Here is a 26000-nt window from a genome sequence, read left to right as displayed (position 1 = left end):
ATCCTTGTCCGATCTTCAATTTTCAGACAAAACAAAAAAAGTCCTGACCCAAAAAAATGGATCAGAACCCGATGTAACATTAGATATACAAATTCGTTTACAATTCGTTCTAAACCGTCCATCTACCTAATGATTACATACGTTCACAGTTATTGATAACTAGGATTGCATGCCACTAGTCTTGGCCGCACGCCCCGCAGCAAAGTAACGTCCTAACTCAACGATGAGTGCGCCCATCTTCTCTTCCTCCGGAATGACCAACGCCTCGATGCCTTCTTCACGCATGGAGTTTGCTGTAACTTTACCTACAGATGCAGGAATTACGCCTTGTCTGAAGGCGGCAAGCATTGGCTCAAGCTTGTCCTGGGAAGCCGCATATTGCGTCAGGAATCTGACCTGCGGTCCACTTGTAAACGCAACAGCATCTACCTCGAACTTTAGAATTTCATTCAACAGCTGTTCCAGCTCTGCCTCTTCCGGCGGTACATGGCGGTAAGGGAGCACTTGTCTGACGATTGCACCTTGTTCTTCTAACCATGCGACGAGTTTGGGAGCTGTCTCCCCATGAAGCTGCAACATGACCTTTTTCCCTGCGAGATCATGCGGGGCGAATTCTCGAATGAGCCCGTCCGTGCTGCCGTCATCATCTCGTACCAGCGGTGTCAGCTTGCGCTTTTTGAGCGCATTCACCGTCTTGTATCCCCTCGCCGCAATGGAGGATTCCGATAATACATCCAACAATTGATCTGCGATTTCCATATCCTCAGCCATTTCAAACAATGCATCCAATCCCATACCCGTCGTTAACACCGCCCAGTCTGGCGGGTCTGAGATCCAGGATACCAGCCCGTCCCTGATACTCCGATCATCCAGGAATACCGTCCCCTGTGCCGGTCGCACAAGCGGGATTCCACCCATTTTTTCAACCAGTATGGACATTTCTTTTGATTTTCGTGGTCCTGTCAATGCTACACGTATACCTGCCAAATGTTGAGCCATTCATGTTCCCCCCGTTAGTTCAGCCGAATCTTCATCAGTCTGACTACAGTATACAGGGTACTTCTGCGAAGGGAAACTGTGCTCCCCCTCTTTTTGCCCATTTCATCTATAACGATTTTTGATGGGATATATCAGGAAGGCTGGAGTTCTCCACCATGAGAATCCTGCCTTTTTTTCTCAGAATCAGAGGAGCCTTGTCCTTGTTCATGCTTCTCTTTCTTGGACTGATCTCCCGATCTCTGGATGGCAGATTCTTTTTTATCCTTTTTGCGAGGACGAAGGAAAAGAAACAGCACTATCGGGAACAGTACTTCAAACACAATGGCGATCCATGTCCATTCCCGGGTAAAACGATAGAGCTGAATGGCGTTTCTGAAGAACCAGAATGCACAGACAAAACCCACTAAGGCCACTGGACCTGTCATTACCTTTCCCGATACGTTTGGGATCATTCGCTTCAATCCCCAACAGACAAAGTACAGATCAAATGCAATCTTCGTAATCATCGCAGGCAAGGTGGCCGCTGCCAGTGCCAGGTCAAACCGATCCAGAAAATCACTAATTTGCAACTGTCTTGCCAGTTCATATGAAGGGTATACCAGTCTGGACGCAATAGGCACACCAATCGAAGTGATGGTTTCCACAAGAATCAGCATCATCAGCAATCCCGAGATTGTGATGCCCCATAACACAGGCTTGAAGCGAAAATCACTGCCTTTGACGACAAAAGGTAAGGCAATCATCTCCCCATAAAATGAAAAAATGTACCAACTCCCTTTCCCTACACCCGCCGGATCAATATGAAAATAGGGCATCAGATTATCCATATTCAACTGCTGGATAAGCATGAAAGGCACAATGATAGAGTTCAGCAGGAACAGGGTAACATATAGTTCTGACATTCCGATCAACGAACCAAGCCCGCCTCTGACGATAAATACCGCCATAATCATGAGTGACAATACCACAATGGATATCGGCGTTGTTTCCAGCAAGGTTATACTTACATAATCACCAATTAATCGGATATCTCTAGCGAATATGAAGAAAAAAAACAAAATGTACATTACGCCTGCGAGCCTTCCCATAAAGGGGAACCGCTCAACAAGCGCCTCAAATAGATCCTGATTCGGAAATCTCCGCTGAATTCGGCTTACCATCCACATGGATATAATCATTACGAGAACAACTGGCACATATGAGAGATAAGCGTGCTGCTCCGCATAATAAATGGCCTGTGCATGGGGTTGAATCAACGTGCCCGTCATACTGAGCAGCAGCACAAGTAGTACAATCTGTCGAGAAGTCACACTTTGATTCATACCATACCTCCTTTCTATCATTCAATCTGTACTCCCCGCCATCCCCAGTCCATATCTATGGTAGCGGTAAGAATCTCTGGATGACATGGCTGATCCATACCGCAACAAAAAAGGTTTTACTTAAATGGGTTACATAAAACCAAAGGCCTGTTCCTAATGCAATCAGGCCATAGGATAACCAGCGATTAATGGCCGCCGCTTGCTTCAGATGTCTGAAATCCATCACAATGACGATGATAACCATCCCCAGATAGGTGAACAAAAGTGGTTTAATCATGTACGATATCCTCCTCAACAACACCGATCGGTTTATTGACTACCCCTACATTTTCAATAATGACGTGGGGGACAACATTCACCTCAACATCAGGATAGAGAACATCCCATCGATCCTTCATTTTGTCCCATTCTTTAGGCAATTGTTGATGGATCGACCGACCAATCCCGAGAATATCCGCATGATATTTTTGCTGTATTAATCGAACCCCTTCAACGATATCCCCTTTTATTTTTTTGTGGATCGCGTCATTTAATTTCAAAATCTCTTTTTCACGCAGATCACCGTAATTGGATTCGTTATCTACAACCACGCCTTTAGCGTACAATTGAACGGTCACAGTTACCTTGTCATTCTTGACACTGGGGTGCAGTGAAGAATTGTTCTCGTTCAATTTGATGAATATATCTCCATCCCCGCGCGGGGCCTTGACCATAATTTCCGGCGCATTGGCTTCCCCCATGGCGAGAATTAGGGCATCGGCGGGAGCCTTGTCAATCATGCCAACCAGCTTATCCTTCTTGAAAATGGCCAATCCATCCAGCTTGATGTTTGTTTTGGCGTCCTTCCAATCTTTCGGAACATTGTCCACTTTCGAGGCAACCGGCAGGAATGGATCTACACCATCACTAAGAATGGCATCTATAAACGTTTTGAGCGAACGTGGGTTCCGCATATTTAGAAAACATAGCTCTCTCACCATCTCGGATGGGAACTTCTCTATCGGGGCATCTGTATCCATAACTTCGTATGCCGCACCTTTCGTAACAATCGGTAATGCAGAGAATCGGTTGAGAGGGTAGCGCGTAAACAAATCAAGCATGGGAGCCACGCCATCCCGGGCAAGGTCCTCTCCAATCAGCAGGGTACGACGATGCGCATAATATATCTTGCGAGAGAGCGATTTTTGACCCTCAAGTGTAGTCCCCCGCAGTGTCTTTGCGGTGTTGGACAACATAAACCATGATTTGTCCCCACTTGTACCCCCGCCACCTCCCGAACTGCCGGTAGAACCGGATTGACCAGGAAGAGCGATTTGCAGACTGGACCTGTAATTCCCCTCTTCCTTATCCACAGCTATGCCAATGACAAAGGCAATATCATTAATTTCCTTACGATCCCAACATCCTGCCATGAAAATGGTACACAACAGCAGGATCAAGACGGAGCGAATTTTACGAATAAGAAACATGTGTTCACCATCCTTCCTCAGCTTCAGGCGAACCGTTGATCTTTTCATCCATCCGTTTCTGGTTATCCTGGACCGTAGAAGGACGATTGATCATTTTCCACCACGGCACACGAATAAAAATATCCTTGTTATCTGTTTTACTGTATGGGCTAAGACCTGACAGATAAGGTACACCAAAAGAAGTCATCTGTGTCAGATGCACCGAGATCAGGACCAAACCAATGACAATGCCGTACAATCCGAGCATGCCAGCCAGCAACATGATGGGAAATCGAAGCAGACGCACCGTAATCGCGAAGTTAAATCGCGGGATCGTGAAGGAAGCTATTCCTGTCATGGATACAATAATAACCATCGGCGCAGATACAATCCCCGCCTGAACTGCCGCCTGCCCAATCACAAGTGCACCGAGAATACTGACGGCCTGACCCACCGTTTTGGGTAACCTGACCCCCGCTTCACGGAGGGCTTCGAACGACAGCTCCATGATGAGAGCTTCAACTAGTGCCGGAAAAGGAATAGCTTCCCGTGCCCCGGCAATACTCAGTATCAATGTGGTTGGCAGCATGTCCTGATGAAATGTCGTAATAGCGATGTACAGCGCTGGTAGAAATAGAGCAATAGCCACAAATAAAAAACGAATCCAGCGGACCAGATTACTGATGAAGAATCGCTCATAGTAATCCTCACTGGCCTGAAGCATCTGCCAGATCGTGACTGGAGCAATTAACGCGAAGGGCGTGCCGTCTACCATAATGGCAAACCGCCCTTCCAACAGGTTGCCCGCTACTGTATCCGGACGCTCGGAATAGTGCATCTGCGGGAATGGAGAATACGGGTGGTCTTCAATCAGTTCCTCGATATAACCCGATTCCAGAATGCCATCGATTTTGATTTGTTCCAGACGTTTCTTCACGTCCCGGATCAACTTCGGATCAGCAATATCGTCCAGATAAGTCAGAACGATATCGGTCTTGGTTTCTGTGCCTAGTGTCATACTCACCATCTTGAGAGAGGGGGTTTTCAGCTTGAACCGCAGTAAAGCCGTATTCACACGAAGCGTTTCAGTAAATCCCTCCCGCGGTCCCCGAATCACGGATTCTGTCTGCGGTTCCTCCACACCACGTCTGACGCCGCCTTTGACATTGAACATCCAGGCTTTGCTACTTCCATCAACCACCAGAAGGGCAGAGGATGCCAGTACCCCCTCTGTCGCAGCAGCCCAAGTATCCACTCGCTTCACCTGTGTCAGCTCAACACGTGTATCATCCAGTGGAACATCAGGTTCATCTGTACGCTGTTGTACCAGCCCTCGAATAATTGGGCGCAGCATATGCTCCTGAATATCCGCCGAGTTAACAATGCCTTCAATATAGACCAGAAGCCCTTTCACTTCCGGCGTAATCATGACGTTGCGTAAAACCACATCCGAGCATTCGGAGAAGATTTCCTTTACCGCTTGAATCTGAGTTTCATGTACTGAACTAATCGGCTGCCGCAGAAAAGGCGGGGACGGCAGTCCCAAAGGGATATGTTTTTTCTCTTCTGAAGCTCGTCCCGGTTTTCGGGACTTGTCTTTCCCAGATGTTTTGTCCGCCATATGCCGCCCCTCCGTTTCTTGTTTTTATACAAGGTAGCTTGTGCCAGACAGTTGGGAATTATGTGGTCCTTTTTGCAAAATTACGATTAAATTCTCTGAATCCAGATAACAAAAAGGCCTCTGTAATTAACAGAGACCTTCTTAACTATTCCAGATCCTATGCAACCTATTTTTCAGTTAATCCGCAAAATAATCTTCAGGCACATAGCGAATCTCCGACTTCGCATAGATGCTAAGCGTGTGACTCTCGCTATCGTAGACTACCCGCTCACCTTCTACGTAGTACCAGTGTTTCAAAAGGGGCTGATCCTTGCGTTGCACGAAGCGAAATACGTTTAGTTCCTGTCTAAGCTCCATAATCTGCTCCACAATCTGCTCGTCCAGACCCGTCACGGTAAATATGAAGCCTGTACCCTCCTGCTGGAATCGATAGGACAGGGAATCTGTTTTGCTATTAGCCAGTCCTCGCCCGGTCACCGCATGTTTGACCATAAACCATTCCTGTTGCGCCATACGTGTATATCCTCCTTCATCTTGGAGTTCATTTCATCAGCCATCTACGGCAAATCAATCATCATATAGAACGTATCTTCGTTTGCTTGAAGTTCGATTGAATTCCGCTGTTCCACACGAGCCGTATCGCCTTCGTTCAACAGGTATTCTCCATCCAATCCCAACTTGCCTTCGATGGAGAAAATGTACATCCGGCGGCCTGTCTCCTGATGGAAGGTTATCGTTTCGTCTTTGGTTAATCGACCAAGATAGATCGTCATATCCTGATGAATGGTCGCAACTCTGGGTCCCCCATCCGGGGATACAATCGGCACAAGTGCTCCTGCCAATGCCGCTGGATCAAATGATGTAGTCTCATAGGATGGCTCCAACCCTTTCGTCTGCGGCATGAACCAGAGCTGAAGCAGACGTACTTCTTCGGTATCGGATGCATTATGCTCGGTATGAATCATGCCACTGCCTGCTGACATTCGCTGAATACCGCCAAAACCTGTAACGGCCACATTGCCCAGGTTATCTTCATGTCTTAACTTGCCGCTGAGTACGATGGACACAATCTCCATATCACTATGTGGGTGAGCTCCAAAACCGCGACCAGGCGCAATCACATCATCGTTTGCTACCCGCATCGGTCCAAACGCCGTATTCTCCGGGTCTTGGTATTCTCCGAAAGAAAAGCTGTGACTGCCACGGAGCCAGCCTCGATCGAAGCTGGAGCGGGCATCGGATGGAATGACGTTAATCATAAAATGCATCCTCCTTATTTTTTCTTAGTAGCATACTTATTTTCATTGTACCAAACCACAAGCTCATCGTCCAAATGAAAAAAGTTCTCTACCGATCAGCCCGGTTCGCAAATATAATTCCCGAACCGGCCTGGCCAATAAAGAACCTCGTTACAGGACTAATCCTGCACTTCATTATTTTTTAGCAATCGTTAATCGATCAAGCACTCACATTCTGGCGAGCGTTCCCCTGTCTGGAGAACAGATAATCCACGGCCAGGAAGCGACTTCCTGTGAAGAGCAGTGTCAGGGAACCCGCCAGCAGCAGGTAATCTAACTCGGTACCACTCAGGAACGGCTCACCCATTTTGGCTGTAAACAGGACTCCAACCATCACAATGGCAAACAGGGCTGCAAACACACGTGTACCCAGACCCAGAATCATCGCAGCACCACCTACCAGCTCAATGATGGCTACTACGGATGCAAGAAATCCGGGAATACCGATACTTTCGAAAAATCCTACCGTACCGCTAATTCCACCTTCGAATTTACTCCAACCATGCAATACAAAGATCAAACCAATCATAATCCTGGAGAAAAGCAGTCCAATCTCTACACTTTTATTATTCATGTTCATCTTCCTTCCTCGTTATATTCGACCTCGCATTTAGCCAAATTAATCTATCCGATCGACCAGACAAACAAGATAGACAGCAATAGAAAAACGGTAACCGACATCAGAACAGCATAACGTGGCAATCTCAACGTCACGTCCTGTTCCGGGTCAAGCAGACGTGAAATTCGGACATTCACCGACGTATCCGCAAATGAGGATTGAACGGTCAGTTCTTTAACCCCCCAAGGTTCAGGACAAGCACGGAGCAGCTTGAGCAAAGCACTGCCGATGCCTGCCACATTGCCTGTACGTTCAATGGCCTCATTGTCTGCCAGAATTTCTCTAACGATATGATATTGTTTTGAAGTGTGCTTCAAGACGGGAATATACGGCATCATGATTGCAAATACCGACAGTAACGTCGTCTTCAGAGGATCACGGTGCCACAGATGGTGTACTTCATGATAGACAACCGCTACCTCCTCTTCCGCATCAAGCATGTCCAGCAGCCCAGTGGAAAGTACAATATAGGGTCTCCATAGACCAATGGTAAATGCCACGGGTGAAAGCTTGTCCACCACAATGAAACTTGGCTGTCCCAGATCATGATATGTGGACTCCAGCTCACGGGATAGCGCCCGAATCTCCATGGAGCGGAGCTTGCGGATCGCTGCTCGTGTTTTCATCATGCGAACCGTAAGCAACCAGCCTGTTCCCGCAAATGTCAGCAAGACCAGTGCCAGCAGGAAATGTCCAACAGATAACCAGCCCAGACGACTCATCCAATGATTGCAGAGCCAGAGCAGATTAAACGGGATATCCCAGCCAAAGATTTTGTACATCGCGTACATGAACATCTGCATGAACACGAGTAACGGAATGCCAAACCCGACGGTAAACAAAAGTTTCGAGCGGGTCTTCCACATCTTAATCGCTATCCTTTTTCCATTGTTTGATCTTCTGTTCCAGGCGTTCAATCAGACCTGCATCTGCTTCGTCCAGCGCATCCAGCATGTGATTCAATGCCAATGCTCCGAATTCATCCACCAACTCATGTGACAGTTCCTTGGATTGGTCGTTCATAAACTCCTCCTTGCTCTGTACCGGTTGGTACAAAGATGTTCTGCCCTTTTGTGACTTTCCGAGAAGTCCCTTGTCCACGAGCCGATTCATCACGGTCATGACTGTATTAAAATTGACATCTTTGTCTTGTTCAAGCGCGGTCTGTACTTCACGGATGCTACTGCCGGGACGAGCCCATAAAATGTCCATGATCTTGGCCTCCAGCGGACCGAAAAATCGGTTGAGCCCACGCTCACCCACTTTGAAATTGTGTATTCTCATGTTCTGACACCCCTCACACTACCCATTGTAGTGCCATCAAGTGAGAAGTCAACCTCTATGTCAGCTATTTTATGTAAATGATTTGTAAATTTGTTTTCCATTTCAGCAAAAAAAGCGAAAGACCGGGAAATTCCGCACGTTCACGGTTTTGCCCGATCTTCACCACTTATCAGTCAATATGATGTTGTGAGAACATGGTCACACTGTAGTTTATTTCCCATCCTGTGACGGCATATGTGCAGAAATATCCACACCCAGTCCATGAGCCAAACGTCCGCCAAGCTGTCCATCCGCCCGGAAGAAGTGGCATAAAGCACGCATTTGAATATCGACAGATACTCCCTTGAGGTCATTGATCAGGTTATCCAGCAAATGCTGCTGCTCTACAGGGGTAAATGAACGGAAAAGCTCCCCTGCCTGCGTGTAATCATCCGTTTTCTCAATTTTCTCGCGTGTGACATACCCTTGCAATGGAACCTGACTATCCCGGTATGCCGGATCTTCCTGCGGGCTGTTTCCGGCACTGTTCGGTTCATAGTTCACCGGTGATGGGTCCTGATTCACATTCATGAGCCCATCACGCTGGTGATTACGAACAGGTGCGTACGGGCAATTCACCGGAATTTGCAAATAGTTGGGTCCAAGCCGATGCCGCTGTGTATCTGGATAGGAGAATAGGCGTCCTTGCAACAATTTGTCTTCGGAAGGCTCAATTCCAGGTACAAGCGCACTAGGTGAAAAGGCCGCCTGTTCCACTTCAGCAAAGAAGTTTTGCGGATTCCGATTCAGAGTCATGGTCCCTATCGTATGGAACGGGAGTACATCTTCAGGCCATGTTTTGGTTGGGTCGAGTGGATCAAAAGCAAAATCATCCATTTGTTCCGGCTTCAAGAGCTGTACCTGTAACTTCCACTGCGGGTATTGCCCGTTCTTGATATGTTCATGCAGGTCCCGGGTAGCATGATTAAAGTCCTGTCCTTGTACCTCGGCAGCTTCCTGACGGGAGAAGCCTCGAACCCCTTGTGCGGACTCCCACTTGTATTTCACATAATGAACCTGCCCCTGTGCATTAATCCATTTGAACGCATGTACACCGAAACCATCCATCTCCCGATAACTCGCCGGTGTGCCCAGATCTGAGAACAACCAGGTCATCATATGCGTTGATTCGGGTGAGAGGGTCATAAAGTCCCAATATCGGGCGGGGTCCTGAATGTTCGTATCCGGAGCTGGCTTCAGAGAGTGAACCATATCGGGAAACTTCATTGCATCACGAATGAAGAACACAGGCAGATGGTTACCAACGATATCATAGTTGCCTTCCCGGGTGTAAAACTTGACGGCAAATCCACGCGGATCTCGTGCAGTCTCTGGTGATCCTGTACCGTGAATAACGGTTGAAAAACGAACCAGCACATCGGTCTCCGTACCCGGATCTTGCAGGAAGTCCGCTGTTGTATAAGCCTTCATACTTTGCTCCAGCGTGAATACACCATGTGCTCCGGCACCTCTTGCATGTACGACTCTTTCAGGAATACGTTCACGGTCAAAGTGGGCTATTTTCTCAATGAGATGGTAGTCTTCAAGTAGTGTAGGCCCTCTTCTGCCTGCTGTACGGGAGTTCTGGTTGTCACCTACTGGTGCTCCCTGATTCGTTGTCATACGTTCTGTCATCCTGTCGTCCTCCTCTAATGGGTCTCACGGCTGCTATATTTCTACTATTAAAATCATATTCGTCATCATTATAAATATACATTTAGACTTGATCTAACTGTTAAATTGATTCTAACATGTCCCTCTCTGCTCTTGCATGAGAATCACATGAGTTTAAGATGAGGTTCTTCAACACTTCATGAATGAATAATGAAATTGCTTTTCAGACAACAAAAAAAAAGCGGACTAATCCGCCAGGCGGTAGCCCACTCCTCTTACAGTGACAATATATTGAGGCGAAGACGCATTATCGCCCAATTTTTTGCGCAAGCTTTTGATATGAACATCGACCACATTACTTCCACCCGTAAAATCCGTCTCCCAGATATCGCTGAGCATCTCTTCACGGGAAATGACTGCGCCTTTGGCATCAATCAGCTTGAGTAATAGATCATATTCGGTCTTGGTTAGATGAATCCGGTTATTATCACGCTGAACGCTCATCCGTTCACGATCGAGCCACAGATCTTTGAAACCTACACGCTGCCCTTCCTCAGGCAAAAATCCACGTTTGGGCAGAGCAGGACTGTTGCCGATCATACGCTGCACCCGGTAAAGAGCTTCCTGCGGACGTGCAGGCCACACCAGCAATTCCTCCTGAAGCATCGGTCCACTCGCGCTGCCGATCATCTTCTCACCGACCAGATACAGACAAGGGGTTGTATGCTCAGCCTCACGATTCAATCGGCTGCTAATACCGGCAAATGCATCGATCGTTCCGGCAACGGACAAGTCATAGATCAACAGATCGAAGACAAGACGTTCATGCAGATCCGGTTCCCAGCGATGAAATACCAGTACATCGAAGCAGCTATCCGTTAAGGCCTTTACCAGTTCATGAACCTGCCCTGGCATCGGACTGATCAGAATAACACGGCGTGTAACAGGACAATTGTCCACAAGGGGCGCTGCATCGGACAAGGCGGGTTTAACCCTAAGGGGCAAACGACGGCCAGGCAGTTTTATTTTTACTTGATCCGTTTGTTTCTGCATTCCCCGCAGACACCTCCAAACACCACATGAGCATGATCGATTGCATATCCGGTTTCTTCAGCTACCTGTTTCATCCATTGTGGAGGAACCTCCGTCATCACCTCGTCCACTTTGCCGCACACTTCACACATAATGTGCTGATGATCATCCATACGAGCATCATATCGGCTAGCTGTCTCTCCGAGTTTAAGCTCCCGTATCAATTCTTTGTCCGTCAGATAACGAAGGGAATTATACACCGTACCATAGGCCAGATTATATCCTTGTTCCACGAGTCGATTCATAACATCAGCAGCTGTCGGGTGATCCTCGGAATGGCGCACCACATCATATACCGCTTGCCGTTGTATCGTCAGATTTAAAGTTCTCACAACCATATCTCCTTTATTATTGATCCATTTTATATGAAATCAGACACTGATCTTCTACTTATGATGCTCTTCCCAAAAAGAAGGAATACATTTTGATTTAGATTAAGTATAAATCTCATTGTATATTGAAGTCAATATCCACGCCAACAACCTGGATATGGAAATAAAAACACCTTTCCCAGTAATCCCCTCAATAATTTGGGATAATATGGTTCGCTACAGCACCATTTTTCAGATAAAATGTAGGGATGTGCGTATAAAGGGGGAATGTCGGTTGTTAAGCACTTTTTTCATCAATATCTGTGTCATGATTACGTTTATGTATGTGTCCGGAATCATCGCCAAGTTCTATAGTATCCGATTGCCTTTTCCCTCATTACGTGTTCAGTTGATCGGCGGCTTATTGTTCGGCATATATGGCACAGTTCTCATGAACTACTCATTCCCTCTGAACGAGACCACAATTGTAGATCTACGGCATCTGGCCATCGTTACGGCAGCGGTATATCTGGGAGGAATAGCTTCGGTCGTTACAGGACTTGTACTCTCGGTCCTTCGTATACTGATATTTGGCATATCATCCTCTGCCATAGATGCAGGATTTGTCATGACTCTGATTGGACTGTCCGGTGTATATTTCGCTTATGCTTCCTGGTCCCGACTAACCAAAATTATTACGATGAATCTGCTCGGCATAACTTTAATCTTTATCATCCTTATGTTGAACACAGACAGCATGAATTCATTAATGAAGGTATATCCGTTACAAATGACCATTTCCTTTGTCGGTGGAATATTTATCTATATCATCGCAGAATTCATCAATAAATCCAATGAGATGTTATTTCTGTTGGAGAGAAGAGCATCTACCGATCATCTTACCAATCTTGGCAATCGACGACAGTTCGAAAAATCACTTCAACTGGAACTCCAGCGTGCGCGTGATTACCAACAAAAGCTGTCCTTGCTTGCCATTGATATTGACCGGTTCAAAAAAGTAAACGACACCTATGGTCATTCCGCCGGTGATGCGGTCCTGAAGCAACTTGGACAACTGCTCGTTGAGCATGCACGGTCTGCCGATATTGTGTCACGAAACGGTGGGGAAGAATTCGCCATTCTCTTGCTCGACTGTGGAACCCGTCAGGCAATGGCTACTGCTGAATCTATCCGCCAGGCGGTAGAGAAATACCATTTTGCTCTGCCCGACGGCCAAACGACACGTCTGACCATCTCCATTGGTGTAGCCGTGTATCCGGATCATTGTGATGATCACGACGATGACGACTTCTTCGAACAGGCCGACCGTGCTTTATATGAAGCCAAGAATACAGGGCGTAACCGTGTGTGTGCCATAACTTTTCGTTCCTTGCCTCTAACACTTTAAAATAGAATCTAACCTTTCAACAATCCAGCAACCGTATCAACGTTATCCAAAAAAGGGATGTCTCGTTCGCCCATTCAGGCAAACAGGACATCCCTTGCTTTATGGATTATTGCATATCATCTCAGCTTGTGTGCTGACAGAAGATCAAGCAAGGATGCTCTCAATCTCCTCGACAATGGCAGCATCCAGCTTCACGCCAGATGCAGCCGCATTCTCCTTGACCTGCTCGGGACGACTTGCCCCTACAAGTGCACTGGATACATTCTTCTGGCGCAGAATCCAGGCCAGGGCCAGTTGGCCAACCTTCAGATCCAGCTTGTCCGCCACTTCAATCAGTTGACGAACTTTCCCGATGCGATCCGCATTGATCTTTCCTTCATCCCATCCTAGCTTAGCCGCACGGCTATTCTCCGGGATATCGGAAACGGATGTATATTTCCCGGTCAATAGACCTTGAGCAAGCGGGGAGTATACGACTTGTCCGACACCTTTACGTTCACCCAAAGGGATAATCTCATTTTCAATATATCGGTCAAACATGTTGTACACCGGCTGATTGACCACGATACGATCCAGGAGCAGACGGTCTGCTGTACCCAACGCATCTTCCATCTGAGCCGCAGTCCACTGGCTGACGCCCACATATAACACTTTGCCTTGGCGTACCAGATCATCCAGTGCACGGAGTGTTTCTTCAATCGGTGTTTCGGTATGATAACGATGGCAGTAATAGATATCCACATATTCAACGCCCAGGCGCTTCAAGCTGGCTTCACATTGCTCCTTGATATGTTTGCGCGACAGCCCCTGGTCATTCGGACCATCACCCATTTTGCCAAATACTTTGGTTGCAAGTACATAAGAGTCACGGGAATACGCTTTGAGCGTCTGCCCAAGCAGTTCTTCTGCTGCACCCCGTTCATATACATTGGCTGTATCAAAAAAGTTAATGCCTTCATCAAATGCAGTTTCAATTGATTTCACCGCATTTTCACGTTCCACATACCCTCCGTACGTCAGCCAGCTTCCCAGGCTGATCTCGCTTACTTTCAGTCCGCTTCCACCTAATCTGCGATAATCCATTGATTGCATATCCTCCTCTATTGGTTATAAAGATGAAGTTCATATTCTATTGTAACGTAACCAGCTTGGATGAAAAGGGCTTTGGCTCAGAAAATGGAAAATGCAAAGAAGCGCACCTGTACCAGGTGCGCCGAATAACGATTTATGATCCGATCATGAGTTAAGGCAAAGTAATGCTCAATGCATTCAACAGATCAGCCTGTCGGACCGGCTTGGTCAGAACAGCATCAAAGGCTTCTGCTTCGTGCAATTCAATATGCATACCATAAGGAATAAGAACCATGACAGGCAAATTTTCCAGTTGCTGTTTCAGTTCATGTACAAATTCGACCGCGCCGCCTTCCAGTAACCCCATATCCACAACGGCTACATCCGGCTTGAATCCTTCCTTGATCCAATCATGCGCTAATGTCAAACCGGAGGTCATGTGAACATCCATCTCCCACCTACGCATCAGGGAAGAGACGCCTTGCAGAATGTCAGGGTCCTTGGCAAGCAACACCTTTTTCCCTTTTAACCGCTGCTGAACACTCGCGAGTTGAGGTAACTCCCAGTATCTGCGCAACGGAAGGGAAATGTTGAATTCTGTCTCATTTTCTTTCACACTAATCACTTGAATGCGGCCATGCATGAGAATGGCAAGATTCTGGCTTACAGCCAAGCCCAGATTGCTTCCAATCAGTTTTTGAATATTCAAATTTTCATCTTGCCTGTTAAAGGTTGGTGTCTTCTTGTCCGATAACATCTGACCTGTGTACTTCACCTTGAGCTGAAGTGTACCGGTCTCCTCCAATTCTTCTCCGTTCACCACTGCTGTGATCAAAACCGAACCTTCACGCGTTGAATCGAGAGCATATTGAATAACGTGGGCAAGCAACTGCCCAATCTTGACTTCATCACCAACGAACACTTGAGATACATTCAGTTCAAGATTTAATCCCAGCTCAATGTCCTTGCCCGTCGCAATTCCGGCAAAGAGATAAACAGTATTCTCAATGGTGCCGACCAGATCGAACGGATCATCATGTATTACCGTTTTACCTGCTTCATTAATATTAAAATTCATCATATTATTCAGCAAAGAAAGCAAAATATTACCGCTTGTCTCAATCATGTTCACATATTCGGACTGCTCCTCGGGCATATCCGATGTGCGCATCAGATCTGTCAGTCCCAAAATACCGTTCAGGGGATTGCGAATCTCGTGACTCATCAGCTTCAACATCTGTGTTTTGGTCATGGCCTCGGATTCGGCACGTTCTTTCTCAGCCTGGAGCTGTTCTTGCATTTGTTCCGAATGACTTAACTTTCGCTTCTGAACATGCAACGTGCTTTCCAGATCGACAACATAGCCCAGGAATACAGCCATCGCTTTCAGTGTCTTCATATCGGTTTTGCTGATCACATAACCAGGATCATCCATCAGACAGATGGTACCATATGTTTCGCCAGATCTTCTCATAATAGGCACGCCCACGAAGAAGCGATTGCCGAGTCCGCTAGTAACACCCATGGATCGTGTCATCGGATGTTCACATGTATCTTGAATTGCGAGGGTTTCATTTTTATCCCTTAATACCAAGCTGCAATAAGACTCTTCAAATGGAAGTTCGCTACCTTTTACAATCAACTCTTCCTTACGATTAAATGCCTCCAGAATGACATTCGTCAAACCGTCATTCGTAGCAACAAATATGGTATTGACCTTTAATATACCACTCAGTACGTCTACGATATGGGCCGCAGCTTCCTTTATATCTTCATAGAAGCCTCTCGTAATGCCTTCTGCCGTCCCCATGATCCACCCCTTTTGTCTTAGCTGCACTTTCAAATCTGTATATCAGAATGCGTAATCCACGTACAAGGGTTCATCAAAAATCCGAATAGCTGTCACAATCTATACTTATATGATTAACACCGTAGAAGTAAAAGAGAATCATACTCCCTGCCCATAGCCCGTTTTTGGACAAAAGCAGGTCTTAATCTGATGGCTTAACAATGGAGTATGGTTTGAAAATCAACCTTCCAGATTGGTTACAGTCCACCATGTTTCACTTCAATTATTATCCTTGCAGGATAACTAGAAATTATACGCTTCTACTCAGACTTTGGGAACCTTTATCCACAGCAATTAAAGGAAACTTCACTTTGTCCAAATAAGTTGTGTGACCATTATCACACCCAAAAAACCACATATAGTTTATAAATGGATAATACCAAACTACATATAGTATTTTACAGAAATTGAATGAGACCCAAAATCATTTTAGGAGGAACCTTACATGAACATGCTTGAGTATGCCACTCCACCGGCATCCGATCTATTATCCGACCTGGGAAGACGCATTATTGGCGCAGAAGACGCCGATACGCTGAGGGAAAATGCAAATCTGAACGGGGACTCCTTCAGCGGCAAGATGAGCAGGCTCGGTTCGGAAACCGCCAAGTGGCATGCTCTGCGTCATGTGTTGCCAGAAGAGCTTGCCAAAGCTGTGGAGAACGGGGATCTGTATGTACACGATCTGGATCAGTATGCGCTTGGAACAACCAACTGCATTTTCATCCCGTTTGACCGTCTTCTTGCTTCGGGTTTCAATACAGGTAACGGATCGGTTCGCACACCTCAGACGATCATGTCTGCCATGGCCTTGGTTGCGATCATCTTCCAATCCCAGCAGAACAGTCAATATGGCGGTGTATCGGCCAATAAAATTGACTGGGATTTGGCCCCTTATGTACAGCGATCGTTCCGCAAACATTATCGCAAAGGGCAACGCCTCTTTGGTGAGCATGCCCTGCTTGAGGATGAACAGCTTTATCTGGACAGCATCGAAGCGAAAAATCAGTGCCCACGCGCATATGCCTTCGCCTATGAAGAGACTGAAATGGAGACAGGACAAGCTGCCGAATCCCTGATTCATAACTTGAACACAATGAGCAGCCGTGCAGGTGGTCAGATTCCATTCACTTCACTGAACTATGGATTATGTACTTCAGCGGAAGGAAGGTTGGTATCACGTTCATTGCTCGAAGCAACCATCCGTGGCCTGGGCAACGGGGAGACTCCCGTGTTCCCTCAACATATTTTCCAATGTAAACAGGGGATCAATCAGGCTCAAGGAGAGCCGAACTATGATCTGTTCCGTCTCGCAGTCACCTGTTCATCCCGGCGGATGTATCCCAACTTTGTCAATGTGGATGCTTCGTTCAATCTGCCCTATTATCATCCGGAAGATCCGGATACAATCATCGCAACTATGGGATGCCGCACACGTACACTGGCTGACCGGTTTGGCCGCAATCGTCAAAGTGGCAAAGGTAATCTGTCCTTCAACACCATTAACCTCGTCAAACTCGGCATCCGGTTTGGCATCTGCCAAGGTGCCAGAGCTGTCGCTGACCGGGCCGGATTCTATACTGCTCTGGAGTCGGTTATGCATAACGCGGCTTCCGGCCTGCTGCATCGCTACCGAATTCAGACAGCGCAGCCTGCCAAGGCATCCGACTTCATGATGCGGGAGGGTGTATGGGAAGGTGGAGAACAGCTTGCCCCGAACGAGCCTGTTGCCGATCTATTAAAACATGGAACGTTATCCCTTGGTTTTATCGGTCTCGCTGAATGTATGACAGCTCTGTATGGTCGCCACCATGGGCAGGACCCGCATGTGCATCGTGAAGCACTGAACATTATTCGGATCATGAGAGAGTTCTGTGACCGGATGAGTGAGCAACATAACCTGAATATCACCCTGTTTGCCACACCTGCTGAAGGATTATCCGGCAAATTCACGAAGATCGACAGAGAGCGTTATGGTCTCATTCCTGGAGTTAATGATCGGGAGTATTATACGAACTCATTCCATATCCCGGTATACCACACCCTTCCAGCTTATCGGAAGATTGAACTGGAGGCCCCGTTCCACACGTTATGTAATGCAGGTGCAATCTCCTATGTGGAGCTGGATGGCAACGTTCGGGCCAACACCACAGCTTTCCTGCGAATTGTACAATATGCACTGGCACAGGATATCGGTTATTTCTCCATTAACCATCCGATTGATCGCTGCCCTGCATGTGGTTATGAGGGGGTCATTGGGGATGTATGTCCAGGCTGTGAAGCTCACGAGAACCATGTACACTTCCAGCGGTTACGCCGCGTAACCGGTTATCTGACTGGAGATTACAAAGTACGCTTCAATGCTGCGAAGCAGGCCGAAGTGCGGGATCGGGTGAAACACCGGTGAATCTATATGGTTACATTCCGGAATCGGTCAATGAAGGGACAGGCCTGCGTGCCGTGTTGTTCATCAGCGGATGTCGACACGCCTGTCCGGGCTGCTTCAGTCCGGATTCATGGAGCTTTCGAGCGGGTGAGCCTTTTACTGAGGAGCGGCAGCAGCAGATTCTGCATGAAGTGACGACCCATCCGCTGCTGGATGGCGTTACGTTATGTGGTGGTGATCCCTTTTTCTCGGCAGCAGAATGTACGTCCTGGGTTCAGCAGCTCCGCGCTGCACGTCCTGATCTGACGGTATGGGCCTACACGGGATTCGAATATGAAGAGCTGGTCACCGACCCTGCGAGAGCGGAGCTTGCCCGGTTGTGCGATGTGATTATTGACGGGCGCTACATTGAATCAGAGCGTGATGTCTCCCTGCCCTTCCGCGGCAGTCGGAATCAACGTTTGATTGATGTGGCTGGCACGATGGCAAGGCATACCGTTGTGACGCACAAACTCATATGACGAAGTATATTATCCAAACCATGGCGAAGCGAGTACAACCGCTGTAATGAACAGCAATTGAAGCATCAAACGTGGAAAAACTGGCCACACTGGCTTGCCGCCTATGGTCAACTTCTCACGGGCCGCTTGGACATTAGCCGGGAACATGACAATCAGCATAAGCAGCAACCCTGAAGCGGCAATCCATGCAACACCAGGTATTAGTAAACCAACTGCACCTGCGATCTCCAGGATTCCAGTCCACGTGACAATTTTCTCCTTGTGGACTATTCTACGAGGAACCATCTGAACCAAATCGAATCTGCGTTTGCCCCAGTGTGCGGATGCGGTCAACAAAAACATGACAACAACCGCACCTTGCAACGCAGGATGCCAATGATTAAACATCGGAACTCCAAGCCAGCCGATCCCCCGAAGTATCATAAAAGTTGTGCATAATGCAATAAGTGGTGCCATTTCTTATCCTCCTTCATCATTTTTACTATAAAAAGATCCGTATCAGTCTTGTTGCTTAAGCATGGTAGACATGAAATTAGCTATATCTGTAGAATTCAAGTGTGACCGTCCGCTTGTATGCATTGAGGTGCGTACCCGCAGTCCCATGGAAAGCAGTACAAAAAGTTCTCCCATCTGCTCTGCATTAATTGAGCTATCTATCACACCATGTTTTATTCCCAACTCAATCCACTGCATCGAATAGCTGACCGACCTATCGTGAAATTGCTGAAGTGCTTCGGACACCTGAGGCTCGTCCTCTTTGCCCAACAAATAGAGCAAGACCTTATTGGTTATTGACCCCTGCTCCTCCAGTCCCACCAAATTCGCAGCGATAATCTGCATCGGACCTTCAAACGTCTTGATATCTGCTTCCGCAATGGTAGACAGAACGGCAGAGTGCACCGTCTCCAGATGCTCCATAAGAACCCAGATAAATATTTCGTCCTTACTTCTCACATAATGAAAAATCGCCCCTTTGGACAATCCCGAGCGCTCCATAATCTCTTTAAAGGTAATGGCATGGCAGGCTTTCTCCTGTAACAGTTCCTTGGTAGCTCCCAATAACTGAGCTGTTGTATGTTTCCGTCGGTCTTCATTCTTCAAGTACGTATCCTCCCTTGTTTATTCCGCTACTCTTTATCGACATTATACAAACCGACTGTCGGTTTGTAAATTAAAAGATATAAACTCTAATTGGTTGTCGGACGCTCTCCCATAATTGAAGCATCGTAGAGACCTGACTTAAAGAAATATGTTTTATCCATTTTCTCTATTTTCCTCTCTATTGCATGACGATATATAATATAGGTAGTTAGTATTTTAGCATTTAAAATTTAACCGTTTACATAAGGTAATTAGGAGGAATCATCTTTTATATGGATATTGTCCAAGCATTAATTACATGTATGCCTTTCTTTCGAGATACGATTCGTCAGGATGTAACCCTCTCCGTCATTGATCATGAAAAATTCTTATATTTCTCAGCAGGAGAATCGTTAAAACAACTGAATTATCAACCCGGCGACCCTCTGTTGGATGAAAATCGAAATTTTGCAGATCTGAAAGGGGGTACCGTCAAACGATTCGATCACTATCCTAAAGATTTATTTGGTATTCCTTTTGACGTGGCTTTCATCCCCATTAAAAATGAACAAGGTGAAGTCATCGCCCTGTTTAACCTGCTCTACAGTATGGATGACCAGGATCAGCTGCAACAGCTCATGGATGCTACCGAAAATCTGACCAACCAGTTAATTGACAGTGTACAGCATGTAGCTGCACACTCCGAGGAACTTAGTGCCACAACCGAAGAGATCCGGAACAACTCCAAACAAGCCGTACAGAAATCAGGGAATGTAACTCAGGTTGCCAGCTTCATTCGTGAAATCTCCGAACAAACCAATCTGCTCGGCTTGAATGCAGCCATTGAAGCGGCTCGTGTAGGTGAAGCAGGTGCAGGTTTTGGCGTAGTAGCCAAAGAAATTCGTAAACTGTCTGTCGATACCAAGGAAGCAACGACCCGGATTGAAGATTCTCTTCTCTCGGTCCGTCAATCCATTCAAGGCATGGAGAATGAACTTGGTGAGATCACGGCAAGCTCCCAAGAGCAGGCTGAACTCGTAAACAATTTCATGAGCACAATTGAGCAGCTGAATGAAACCAACAAACAATTGAAGCAATTTGTGCAAAAAATGATTACGTTTGACGGAAAATAAAAATACGTTTGATGTAGATAAAAAATACGCTCCATAGAAAACAACAAACAAAAGCCTCCGAATGCATTCGGAGGCTTTTCCATGAGCTATTTGCTTTAACGAATCTCGAAGTGGCTGATACGTACACCTGCGGACAGCACAATGTATACATCCTGCGCACCTGATACACCCGTGAGTTCTGCCTTCACGGTAGACCACTGCTGGGCCTCACCTTGTGCCAGTTCCACACGTCCTGCGAGCATACCGTCCGGTGAACCGAGTCGCACTTCCAACACAGCGCCTGCTTGTTCTGCGGATACACGCGCTTCAATTGCTGCTGCTCCACTACCCAGATCGGCATCTTTGAAGGCAATCCATCCTTGCTCTCCAACTACACGGACAGCACTTCCGCCCTCTTTGCTCTCATCCAGGTCAACACCCAGGTAAGCATCATAATTCTCAGCACGAGTAGCCACACCCAGATTACGGGGAGGGATCGTCTCTCCTTCTACCGTCAGGTCTGCAACCAGCTGAACATCGGAGGATGACTTGGCAACCATAATGGAGTAAGTTCCACTTTCCACGACATACCGATCACGAGTTACATCCCAGATTGCCAGTTCCTGAACTGGTAAGGTAAATCTGACTTTCGCTGTAACTCCTGCTTCGATATGAAGACGACGGAATCCCTTTAACGTTTTGAGTGGACGTTTCACCCGGGATTTGCCTGCACGAACATACAACTGTACAACCTCGTCACTGGCGATTGGACTGGTATTGGTTACATCTACAGTTACCGTAACGTTACCCTCTGTACCCACCTGAGCTGGGCTAAGTTCCAAATTGCTGTATTTAAACGTTGCATACGTCAGACCATGTCCAAACGGATACAATACATTCCCTTCAAAATATTGATATGTCCGACCGGATTGAATGATATCGTAATCCTTGATGTCGGTCAGTTGATCTGCCGATTGTACCCATGTCATGTTTAGACGGCCGGCAGGCGCGTAGTCGCCATACAAGACGTCAGCTACTGCATTACCCAGTTCCTGTCCTGCGTGTGAAGTGTACAATACCGCAGGGATGTTCTCCTGAACCCAATTGGACGTGAACGGATAACTGCCCACGATAACGACTACCGTGTTCGGGTTCGCGGCATAAATCGCCTCAACCAGACGTTGCTGGGATTCGGCGAGATCCAGACTTGGACGGTCAATCTCTTCTTTCCCGTTTACAAGCGGATTATTACCAACAAAGACAATCGCCGTTTCCGCAGCCTTGGCAGCTGCTACCGCTTCCTCAATTCCGTTCACAACCACATCCTGCTTGAATGTCTCTGTGGCACCAAAAGACTTCAGTTCTTCGGACACTGCAAATGCATCGTTTCCACCATTAGGTGCAGTTACCGTTTTGCCATTCCATGTGGTGAGACCTACACTACCATCCTGTTGTGGCAACAGGTGGAATACTTCCTTCACGAACCAGCCGTACACTTCATCTGCGGAAGCCGTTACGGTCTCTTCATCTGTGGTCAGATATTTGCCGTTGCTTTCCGCCTGCAAGGTATAACTTCCGAAGCCCCAGTCGGACACCATAAACGTCTCCGCTTCTCCCGAAGCAATAATAGGTGACTTCTCACCATCCGCCAGACCAATCTGCTTCCCATTGGCCACAGAAGTTAACGTAATGCGGTCATTTCCATCCTTGAACGTCACTTTGTCGCTGCCTACTTTGCCACGGATCGCTTCAAACGGGGATACGTTATACGGCATGGTGCCTGCATACCAGTCACGATAGACGGTTCCGCCCAATTGACCAATGACAGCCACTTTACCTGCTTTTGTTTTGTCCAGCGGCAGTGTGCCTTTGTCGTTCTTGAGCAATACCACTTGTTCTCTCGCGGCTCTGAGCGACAGTTCTTTTGCTTTTTCCGTCATCATGGACTCTTCCCCAATAGCAGCGTACGGATTACCTTCTTCCGGATCGAACTCGCCCAGACGGAAACGCACACGGAACGTATTAAACAACGCCTTGTCGATGTCATCCATGGTGAGTGTACCTTGTTCCAATCCTTCACGCAGGGCCTGTTTGGACAGCTCAGCATCATCGGTGATGCTATCAATTCCTGCCTTCACGGACTCCACCGTACCCGGTGTGTGGGAATCATAGTATTTATGATCGTTCTTGATGCCCATTACGTCGCCTGCATCACTGACAATGAAACCATCCATGCCCCATTCGCCTTTGACAATCTCGTTCACAAAAGGATGCAACAATGCTGGCGTACCATTAATGGAGTTGTACGCCGTCATCATGGACTGTGCGCCGCCTTCTTTGAACGGCTTCTCAAACGCCTTCAGATAATATTCACGCATGTTGCGGGGATCAATGCTGGACGAACCGCTTCCACGATCCACTTCGTTATTATTCGCAAGAAAATGCTTCAAGGTAGCGACTGCTTTGTAGTACTTCGGATGGTCGCCCTGAATTCCTTTGACCAAAGCGGTCGTCAGCTCGGCTGTCAGTTCCGGATCTTCACCATACGCCTCTTCATTCCGTCCCCAGCGCGGGTCACGTTCCATATCCACTGTAGGTGCCCACAGCGTAAGACCGTTCACGGCCGGATTGCGTTTATAAAATACACGTGCCTCGTCTCCGAGAACGGAGCCAATCTCCTTCATCAGATCCGCATCCCATGTGCATGCAAGCCCCACCGGTTGTGGGAAAGATGTTGCTTCTCCAAGCCAGGCCAAGCCGTGTGCTGCTTCTGTTCCGTGTTTGTATGCAGGCACACCCAGGCGGTCTACTGCCGGCTGATACTGCAGCATGGATTCAATTTTTTCATCTTCAGTCAAGCGGGATACAAGATCTTTCACGCGTAAGTCTAACTCTAGTGCTGTATCTTGAAACGGATATTTTGTTTGGTTGGTCGTCATATGGAATCTCCTTTGGTTATCGGTCGTTAATTGAAATGATAGCGAATACATATCTTATGAAAAAATGGGGATTAATTCGGATGAATACGTTCGTCCGATGAATCAATTAATCCCTGTAAAATCAACGTTTACAAGTGTAAATCTCTATTTCCTTTTCAAAACCTAAAACGGTTTCGGTAATCTTATCATATAGCATGTTTAACAAAAAAAACAGAGGTGCTACGCAGGAAATTGTGAACATCTTCTCTACGAAATCTGAACAGCATCGTTTTTTTCTGGCACAGTCTGGCAATTATGAATAAGAGTACAATGACGTGCGCTGAACAACATACCATTCAATAGATTGAAGATGATCAAGGAGGAAGAAAAATGAGTGACAATCAGCAGCCCAAGACGGGTCTGCCCCCCGTCCCCGAATCATTGTGGCGTGCGACGCATGAATTCGATGCCTATCCAAAACTGACCGAAGATATCACTGCTGATGTAGCGATTATCGGTGCCGGTATTGCAGGGATTACCACCGCTTATCTGCTGGCACAAACGGGCATGCGTGTGGTCGTGTTAGAGGCTGGAAAAGTGTTGGATGGCACGACTGGTCATACCACGGCCAAGGTATCCGCACAGCACGGCGTTATATTTGATGAAATTATGCATCACTTCGGACAAGAACAGGCTCGGATGTACTATGAAGGCAATGCCGATGCCGCGAAGTGGATGCGCAATCTGGTGAAGGAAAAACAGATTGATTGCCAGTGGGCAGAGGAAGATGCCTACGTCTACATTCAATCCGAGGAAAACATCAAAAAACTGGAGATCGAGCTGACCGCCTATGGCAAACTCAATATTCCTGGTGAGTGGGTTGATCCCCTCCCTATTCCCGTTCCCGCCAGAGCAGGCATTCGCATGCCAGGTCAGGCACGCTTTGATCCGCTGGCCTATCTGCACTACTTGCTGGATTCCGCTGTGAAACAAGGGGTACGTATCTATGAGCATACGACTGTAACCGATGTGGAGGAGGATGCTTCACTTCATGTCAGAACTTATAACGATGGCCCATCTGTAACAGCGGAACATGTTGTCGTGGCTTCTCATTTTCCCGTCTATGATCCCGGATTTTATTTCACCCGATTACACGCAGAACGATCCTACGCCGTATTAGTCGAACCGGAGAAACCGTATGCTGGTGGCATGTACATCTCGGATGATACACCGTACCGCTCTCTGCGCTCTGTCCTTCATGATGGGAAAGAACTTATTCTCTTCGGCGGCGAAAATCACAAAACCGGACAAGGTATCTGTACTTTCGGTCATTATGAACGTCTGGAGCAGTTCGCAGCGGAGACATTTGGCGTTCGCAACATTACTTTTCGCTGGTCAGCCCAGGATCTGATCTCCATTGACAAGGTGCCTTACATTGGGCCGATTACCGGCAGACATGAACGTGTCTATGTGGCGACCGGGTTTGCCAAATGGGGAATGACAACGGGCACGATGGCAGGACACATTCTTGCGAATCGCATCAGTGGACGTGACAATCCTCATGCCGCCATATTCGATCCAGCAAGATTCAAGGCCGATCCTGGCATGAAACACTTTATTGTGGAAAATATGAATGTAGCGAAGGAATTAATTTCCGGTAAAGTAGGCATCGTGCACAAAAACGTTAGCGATATTGGCGAAGATGAAGGAGCTGTCGTACGTCATAATGGCAAACGGGCTGGCGCCTACAAGGACACCAGTGGCAAGCTGTTTCTGGTGGATACCACTTGCACTCATCTGGGGTGCGAAGTCGAATGGAACAAAGGCGAGCGTTCATGGGATTGCCCATGCCATGGTTCCCGCTTCGATTATACAGGCCATGTGATTGAGGGCCCTGCTGTGGAAGACCTTAAAGTTCTCGACGCACAGAATTAACCAACATGGAGTGATTAATCTGTAAAACAGAAGAAACAAAAGTTCATCTCTCAGACCGGATCGGAATCCGCCT

The 26000-nt window shown here is 47.2% G+C and carries 23 protein-coding genes; 5 read left to right on the top strand and 18 right to left on the bottom strand.

The window, feature by feature from the left end; all coding sequences use genetic code 11:
* Positions 1-159: 159 nt before the first annotated feature.
* The 13 genes from ACE3K2_RS19750 to ACE3K2_RS19690 form a co-directional block, all read right to left on the bottom strand.
* Complete coding sequence (locus tag ACE3K2_RS19750; protein ID WP_421893977.1) at positions 160-999, bottom strand: uroporphyrinogen-III synthase; 840 nt, start codon at positions 997-999, stop codon at positions 160-162.
* Positions 1000-1130: 131 nt separating this feature from the next.
* Complete coding sequence (locus ACE3K2_RS19745) at positions 1131-2321, bottom strand: GerAB/ArcD/ProY family transporter (RefSeq protein WP_421893974.1); 1191 nt, start codon at positions 2319-2321, stop codon at positions 1131-1133.
* A 55-nt stretch (positions 2322-2376) separates the two neighbouring features.
* Entirely contained in the window at positions 2377-2598 is a 222-nt protein-coding gene (locus tag ACE3K2_RS19740; RefSeq protein WP_421893971.1) for a hypothetical protein, read from the bottom strand.
* Positions 2591-3790, bottom strand: coding sequence for a Ger(x)C family spore germination protein (locus ACE3K2_RS19735; protein WP_421893968.1), 1200 nt, complete (start codon positions 3788-3790; stop codon positions 2591-2593). Before ACE3K2_RS19735 ends, ACE3K2_RS19740 begins: the two co-directional genes overlap by 8 nt.
* Before the next feature lie 4 nt (positions 3791-3794).
* Positions 3795-5390 carry a spore germination protein gene (locus ACE3K2_RS19730; RefSeq protein WP_421893965.1) on the bottom strand — a complete coding sequence of 532 codons (1596 nt, stop codon included), beginning with the start codon at positions 5388-5390 and terminating at the stop codon, positions 3795-3797.
* Positions 5391-5567: 177 nt separating this feature from the next.
* Positions 5568-5903 carry a hypothetical protein gene (locus ACE3K2_RS19725; protein WP_421893962.1) on the bottom strand — a complete coding sequence of 112 codons (336 nt, stop codon included), beginning with the start codon at positions 5901-5903 and terminating at the stop codon, positions 5568-5570.
* A gap of 44 nt (positions 5904-5947) precedes the next feature.
* Complete coding sequence (locus tag ACE3K2_RS19720) at positions 5948-6649, bottom strand: pirin family protein (RefSeq protein ID WP_421893959.1); 702 nt, start codon at positions 6647-6649, stop codon at positions 5948-5950.
* A gap of 199 nt (positions 6650-6848) precedes the next feature.
* Entirely contained in the window at positions 6849-7262 is a 414-nt protein-coding gene (locus ACE3K2_RS19715) for a DoxX family protein (RefSeq protein WP_307541570.1), read from the bottom strand.
* Between the two features lie 50 nt (positions 7263-7312).
* Complete coding sequence (locus ACE3K2_RS19710) at positions 7313-8173, bottom strand: M56 family metallopeptidase (protein ID WP_421893955.1); 861 nt, start codon at positions 8171-8173, stop codon at positions 7313-7315.
* Between the two features lies 1 nt (position 8174).
* On the bottom strand, positions 8175-8591 hold the full coding sequence (locus ACE3K2_RS19705; protein WP_017691824.1) for a BlaI/MecI/CopY family transcriptional regulator: 417 nt from the start codon (positions 8589-8591) through the stop codon (positions 8175-8177).
* Positions 8592-8801: 210 nt separating this feature from the next.
* Positions 8802-10265, bottom strand: a complete 1464-nt coding sequence (locus ACE3K2_RS19700; RefSeq protein WP_421893952.1) for a catalase — start codon at positions 10263-10265, stop codon at positions 8802-8804.
* Between the two features lie 225 nt (positions 10266-10490).
* The gene (locus ACE3K2_RS19695; protein WP_421893949.1) at positions 10491-11297 is read right to left on the bottom strand and encodes a winged helix-turn-helix domain-containing protein; all 807 of its coding nucleotides are present in this window, start codon (positions 11295-11297) and stop codon (positions 10491-10493) included.
* On the bottom strand, positions 11273-11668 hold the full coding sequence (locus ACE3K2_RS19690; protein WP_036612807.1) for a Fur family transcriptional regulator: 396 nt from the start codon (positions 11666-11668) through the stop codon (positions 11273-11275). Before ACE3K2_RS19690 ends, ACE3K2_RS19695 begins: the two co-directional genes overlap by 25 nt.
* A gap of 274 nt (positions 11669-11942) precedes the next feature.
* On the opposite strand from ACE3K2_RS19690, the gene ACE3K2_RS19685 reads away from it, so the two are divergent.
* Positions 11943-13055, top strand: a complete 1113-nt coding sequence (locus tag ACE3K2_RS19685; RefSeq protein ID WP_421893945.1) for a GGDEF domain-containing protein — start codon at positions 11943-11945, stop codon at positions 13053-13055.
* A gap of 144 nt (positions 13056-13199) precedes the next feature.
* Here ACE3K2_RS19685 and ACE3K2_RS19680 read toward each other — a convergent pair whose 3' ends face one another.
* Both ACE3K2_RS19680 and ACE3K2_RS19675 read right to left on the bottom strand, forming a co-directional pair.
* A complete protein-coding gene (locus tag ACE3K2_RS19680; RefSeq protein ID WP_421893942.1) occupies positions 13200-14138 on the bottom strand; it encodes an aldo/keto reductase family protein in 939 nt (312 codons plus the stop codon).
* 160 nt (positions 14139-14298) lie between these two features.
* Positions 14299-15936 (bottom strand): hybrid sensor histidine kinase/response regulator, encoded by a 1638-nt coding sequence (locus ACE3K2_RS19675; protein WP_421893939.1) that lies wholly within the window; start codon positions 15934-15936, stop codon positions 14299-14301.
* A gap of 484 nt (positions 15937-16420) precedes the next feature.
* On the opposite strand from ACE3K2_RS19675, the gene ACE3K2_RS19670 reads away from it, so the two are divergent.
* A complete protein-coding gene (locus ACE3K2_RS19670) occupies positions 16421-18382 on the top strand; it encodes an anaerobic ribonucleoside triphosphate reductase (RefSeq protein WP_421893936.1) in 1962 nt (653 codons plus the stop codon).
* Positions 18379-18882, top strand: a complete 504-nt coding sequence (gene nrdG / locus ACE3K2_RS19665; RefSeq protein WP_421893933.1) for an anaerobic ribonucleoside-triphosphate reductase activating protein — start codon at positions 18379-18381, stop codon at positions 18880-18882. The genes ACE3K2_RS19670 and nrdG overlap by 4 nt, the downstream gene beginning before the upstream one ends.
* 9 nt (positions 18883-18891) lie before the next feature.
* Here the strand turns inward: nrdG and ACE3K2_RS19660 are convergent, their stop codons facing one another.
* Entirely contained in the window at positions 18892-19338 is a 447-nt protein-coding gene (locus ACE3K2_RS19660) for a DoxX family protein (protein ID WP_421893930.1), read from the bottom strand.
* A gap of 42 nt (positions 19339-19380) precedes the next feature.
* A complete protein-coding gene (locus ACE3K2_RS19655) occupies positions 19381-19983 on the bottom strand; it encodes a TetR/AcrR family transcriptional regulator (RefSeq protein ID WP_421893927.1) in 603 nt (200 codons plus the stop codon).
* Positions 19984-20255: 272 nt separating this feature from the next.
* On the opposite strand from ACE3K2_RS19655, the gene ACE3K2_RS19650 reads away from it, so the two are divergent.
* A complete protein-coding gene (locus ACE3K2_RS19650) occupies positions 20256-21095 on the top strand; it encodes a methyl-accepting chemotaxis protein (RefSeq protein WP_421893924.1) in 840 nt (279 codons plus the stop codon).
* 95 nt (positions 21096-21190) lie between these two features.
* Here ACE3K2_RS19650 and ACE3K2_RS19645 read toward each other — a convergent pair whose 3' ends face one another.
* Complete coding sequence (locus ACE3K2_RS19645; protein ID WP_421893921.1) at positions 21191-24013, bottom strand: glycoside hydrolase family 3 C-terminal domain-containing protein; 2823 nt, start codon at positions 24011-24013, stop codon at positions 21191-21193.
* 369 nt (positions 24014-24382) lie between these two features.
* On the opposite strand from ACE3K2_RS19645, the gene ACE3K2_RS19640 reads away from it, so the two are divergent.
* Positions 24383-25927, top strand: a complete 1545-nt coding sequence (locus ACE3K2_RS19640) for an FAD-dependent oxidoreductase (RefSeq protein ID WP_421893918.1) — start codon at positions 24383-24385, stop codon at positions 25925-25927.
* Positions 25928-26000: the final 73 nt, after the last annotated feature.

Origin of the sequence: Paenibacillus sp. (genome assembly GCF_048976745.1) — a bacterium.
Taxonomy (GTDB): domain Bacteria; phylum Bacillota; class Bacilli; order Paenibacillales; family Paenibacillaceae; genus Paenibacillus.
Note: the sequence above shows the minus strand (reverse complement) of the source record. Positions and strands in the feature narration are given on the sequence as shown.

What these genes read in the sequence shown, in the direction of transcription:
- ACE3K2_RS19725 (WP_421893962.1), bottom strand. Translation starts at nt 5,903, where the DNA reads ATGGCGCAACAGGAATGGTTTATGGTCAAACATGCGGTGACCGGGCGA.
- ACE3K2_RS19720 (WP_421893959.1), bottom strand. Translation starts at nt 6,649, where the DNA reads ATGATTAACGTCATTCCATCCGATGCCCGCTCCAGCTTCGATCGAGGC.
- ACE3K2_RS19700 (WP_421893952.1), bottom strand. Translation starts at nt 10,265, where the DNA reads ATGACAGAACGTATGACAACGAATCAGGGAGCACCAGTAGGTGACAAC.
- ACE3K2_RS19740 (WP_421893971.1), bottom strand. Translation starts at nt 2,598, where the DNA reads ATGATTAAACCACTTTTGTTCACCTATCTGGGGATGGTTATCATCGTC.
- ACE3K2_RS19670 (WP_421893936.1), top strand. Translation starts at nt 16,421, where the DNA reads ATGAACATGCTTGAGTATGCCACTCCACCGGCATCCGATCTATTATCC.
- ACE3K2_RS19745 (WP_421893974.1), bottom strand. Translation starts at nt 2,321, where the DNA reads ATGAATCAAAGTGTGACTTCTCGACAGATTGTACTACTTGTGCTGCTG.
- ACE3K2_RS19680 (WP_421893942.1), bottom strand. Translation starts at nt 14,138, where the DNA reads ATGGATTATCGCAGATTAGGTGGAAGCGGACTGAAAGTAAGCGAGATC.
- ACE3K2_RS19695 (WP_421893949.1), bottom strand. Translation starts at nt 11,297, where the DNA reads ATGCAGAAACAAACGGATCAAGTAAAAATAAAACTGCCTGGCCGTCGT.
- ACE3K2_RS19715 (WP_307541570.1), bottom strand. Translation starts at nt 7,262, where the DNA reads ATGAATAATAAAAGTGTAGAGATTGGACTGCTTTTCTCCAGGATTATG.
- ACE3K2_RS19705 (WP_017691824.1), bottom strand. Translation starts at nt 8,591, where the DNA reads ATGAGAATACACAATTTCAAAGTGGGTGAGCGTGGGCTCAACCGATTT.
- ACE3K2_RS19675 (WP_421893939.1), bottom strand. Translation starts at nt 15,936, where the DNA reads ATGGGGACGGCAGAAGGCATTACGAGAGGCTTCTATGAAGATATAAAG.
- ACE3K2_RS19650 (WP_421893924.1), top strand. Translation starts at nt 20,256, where the DNA reads ATGGATATTGTCCAAGCATTAATTACATGTATGCCTTTCTTTCGAGAT.
- ACE3K2_RS19660 (WP_421893930.1), bottom strand. Translation starts at nt 19,338, where the DNA reads ATGGCACCACTTATTGCATTATGCACAACTTTTATGATACTTCGGGGG.
- ACE3K2_RS19640 (WP_421893918.1), top strand. Translation starts at nt 24,383, where the DNA reads ATGAGTGACAATCAGCAGCCCAAGACGGGTCTGCCCCCCGTCCCCGAA.
- ACE3K2_RS19730 (WP_421893965.1), bottom strand. Translation starts at nt 5,390, where the DNA reads ATGGCGGACAAAACATCTGGGAAAGACAAGTCCCGAAAACCGGGACGA.
- ACE3K2_RS19750 (WP_421893977.1), bottom strand. Translation starts at nt 999, where the DNA reads ATGGCTCAACATTTGGCAGGTATACGTGTAGCATTGACAGGACCACGA.
- ACE3K2_RS19645 (WP_421893921.1), bottom strand. Translation starts at nt 24,013, where the DNA reads ATGACGACCAACCAAACAAAATATCCGTTTCAAGATACAGCACTAGAG.
- ACE3K2_RS19710 (WP_421893955.1), bottom strand. Translation starts at nt 8,173, where the DNA reads ATGTGGAAGACCCGCTCGAAACTTTTGTTTACCGTCGGGTTTGGCATT.
- ACE3K2_RS19735 (WP_421893968.1), bottom strand. Translation starts at nt 3,790, where the DNA reads ATGTTTCTTATTCGTAAAATTCGCTCCGTCTTGATCCTGCTGTTGTGT.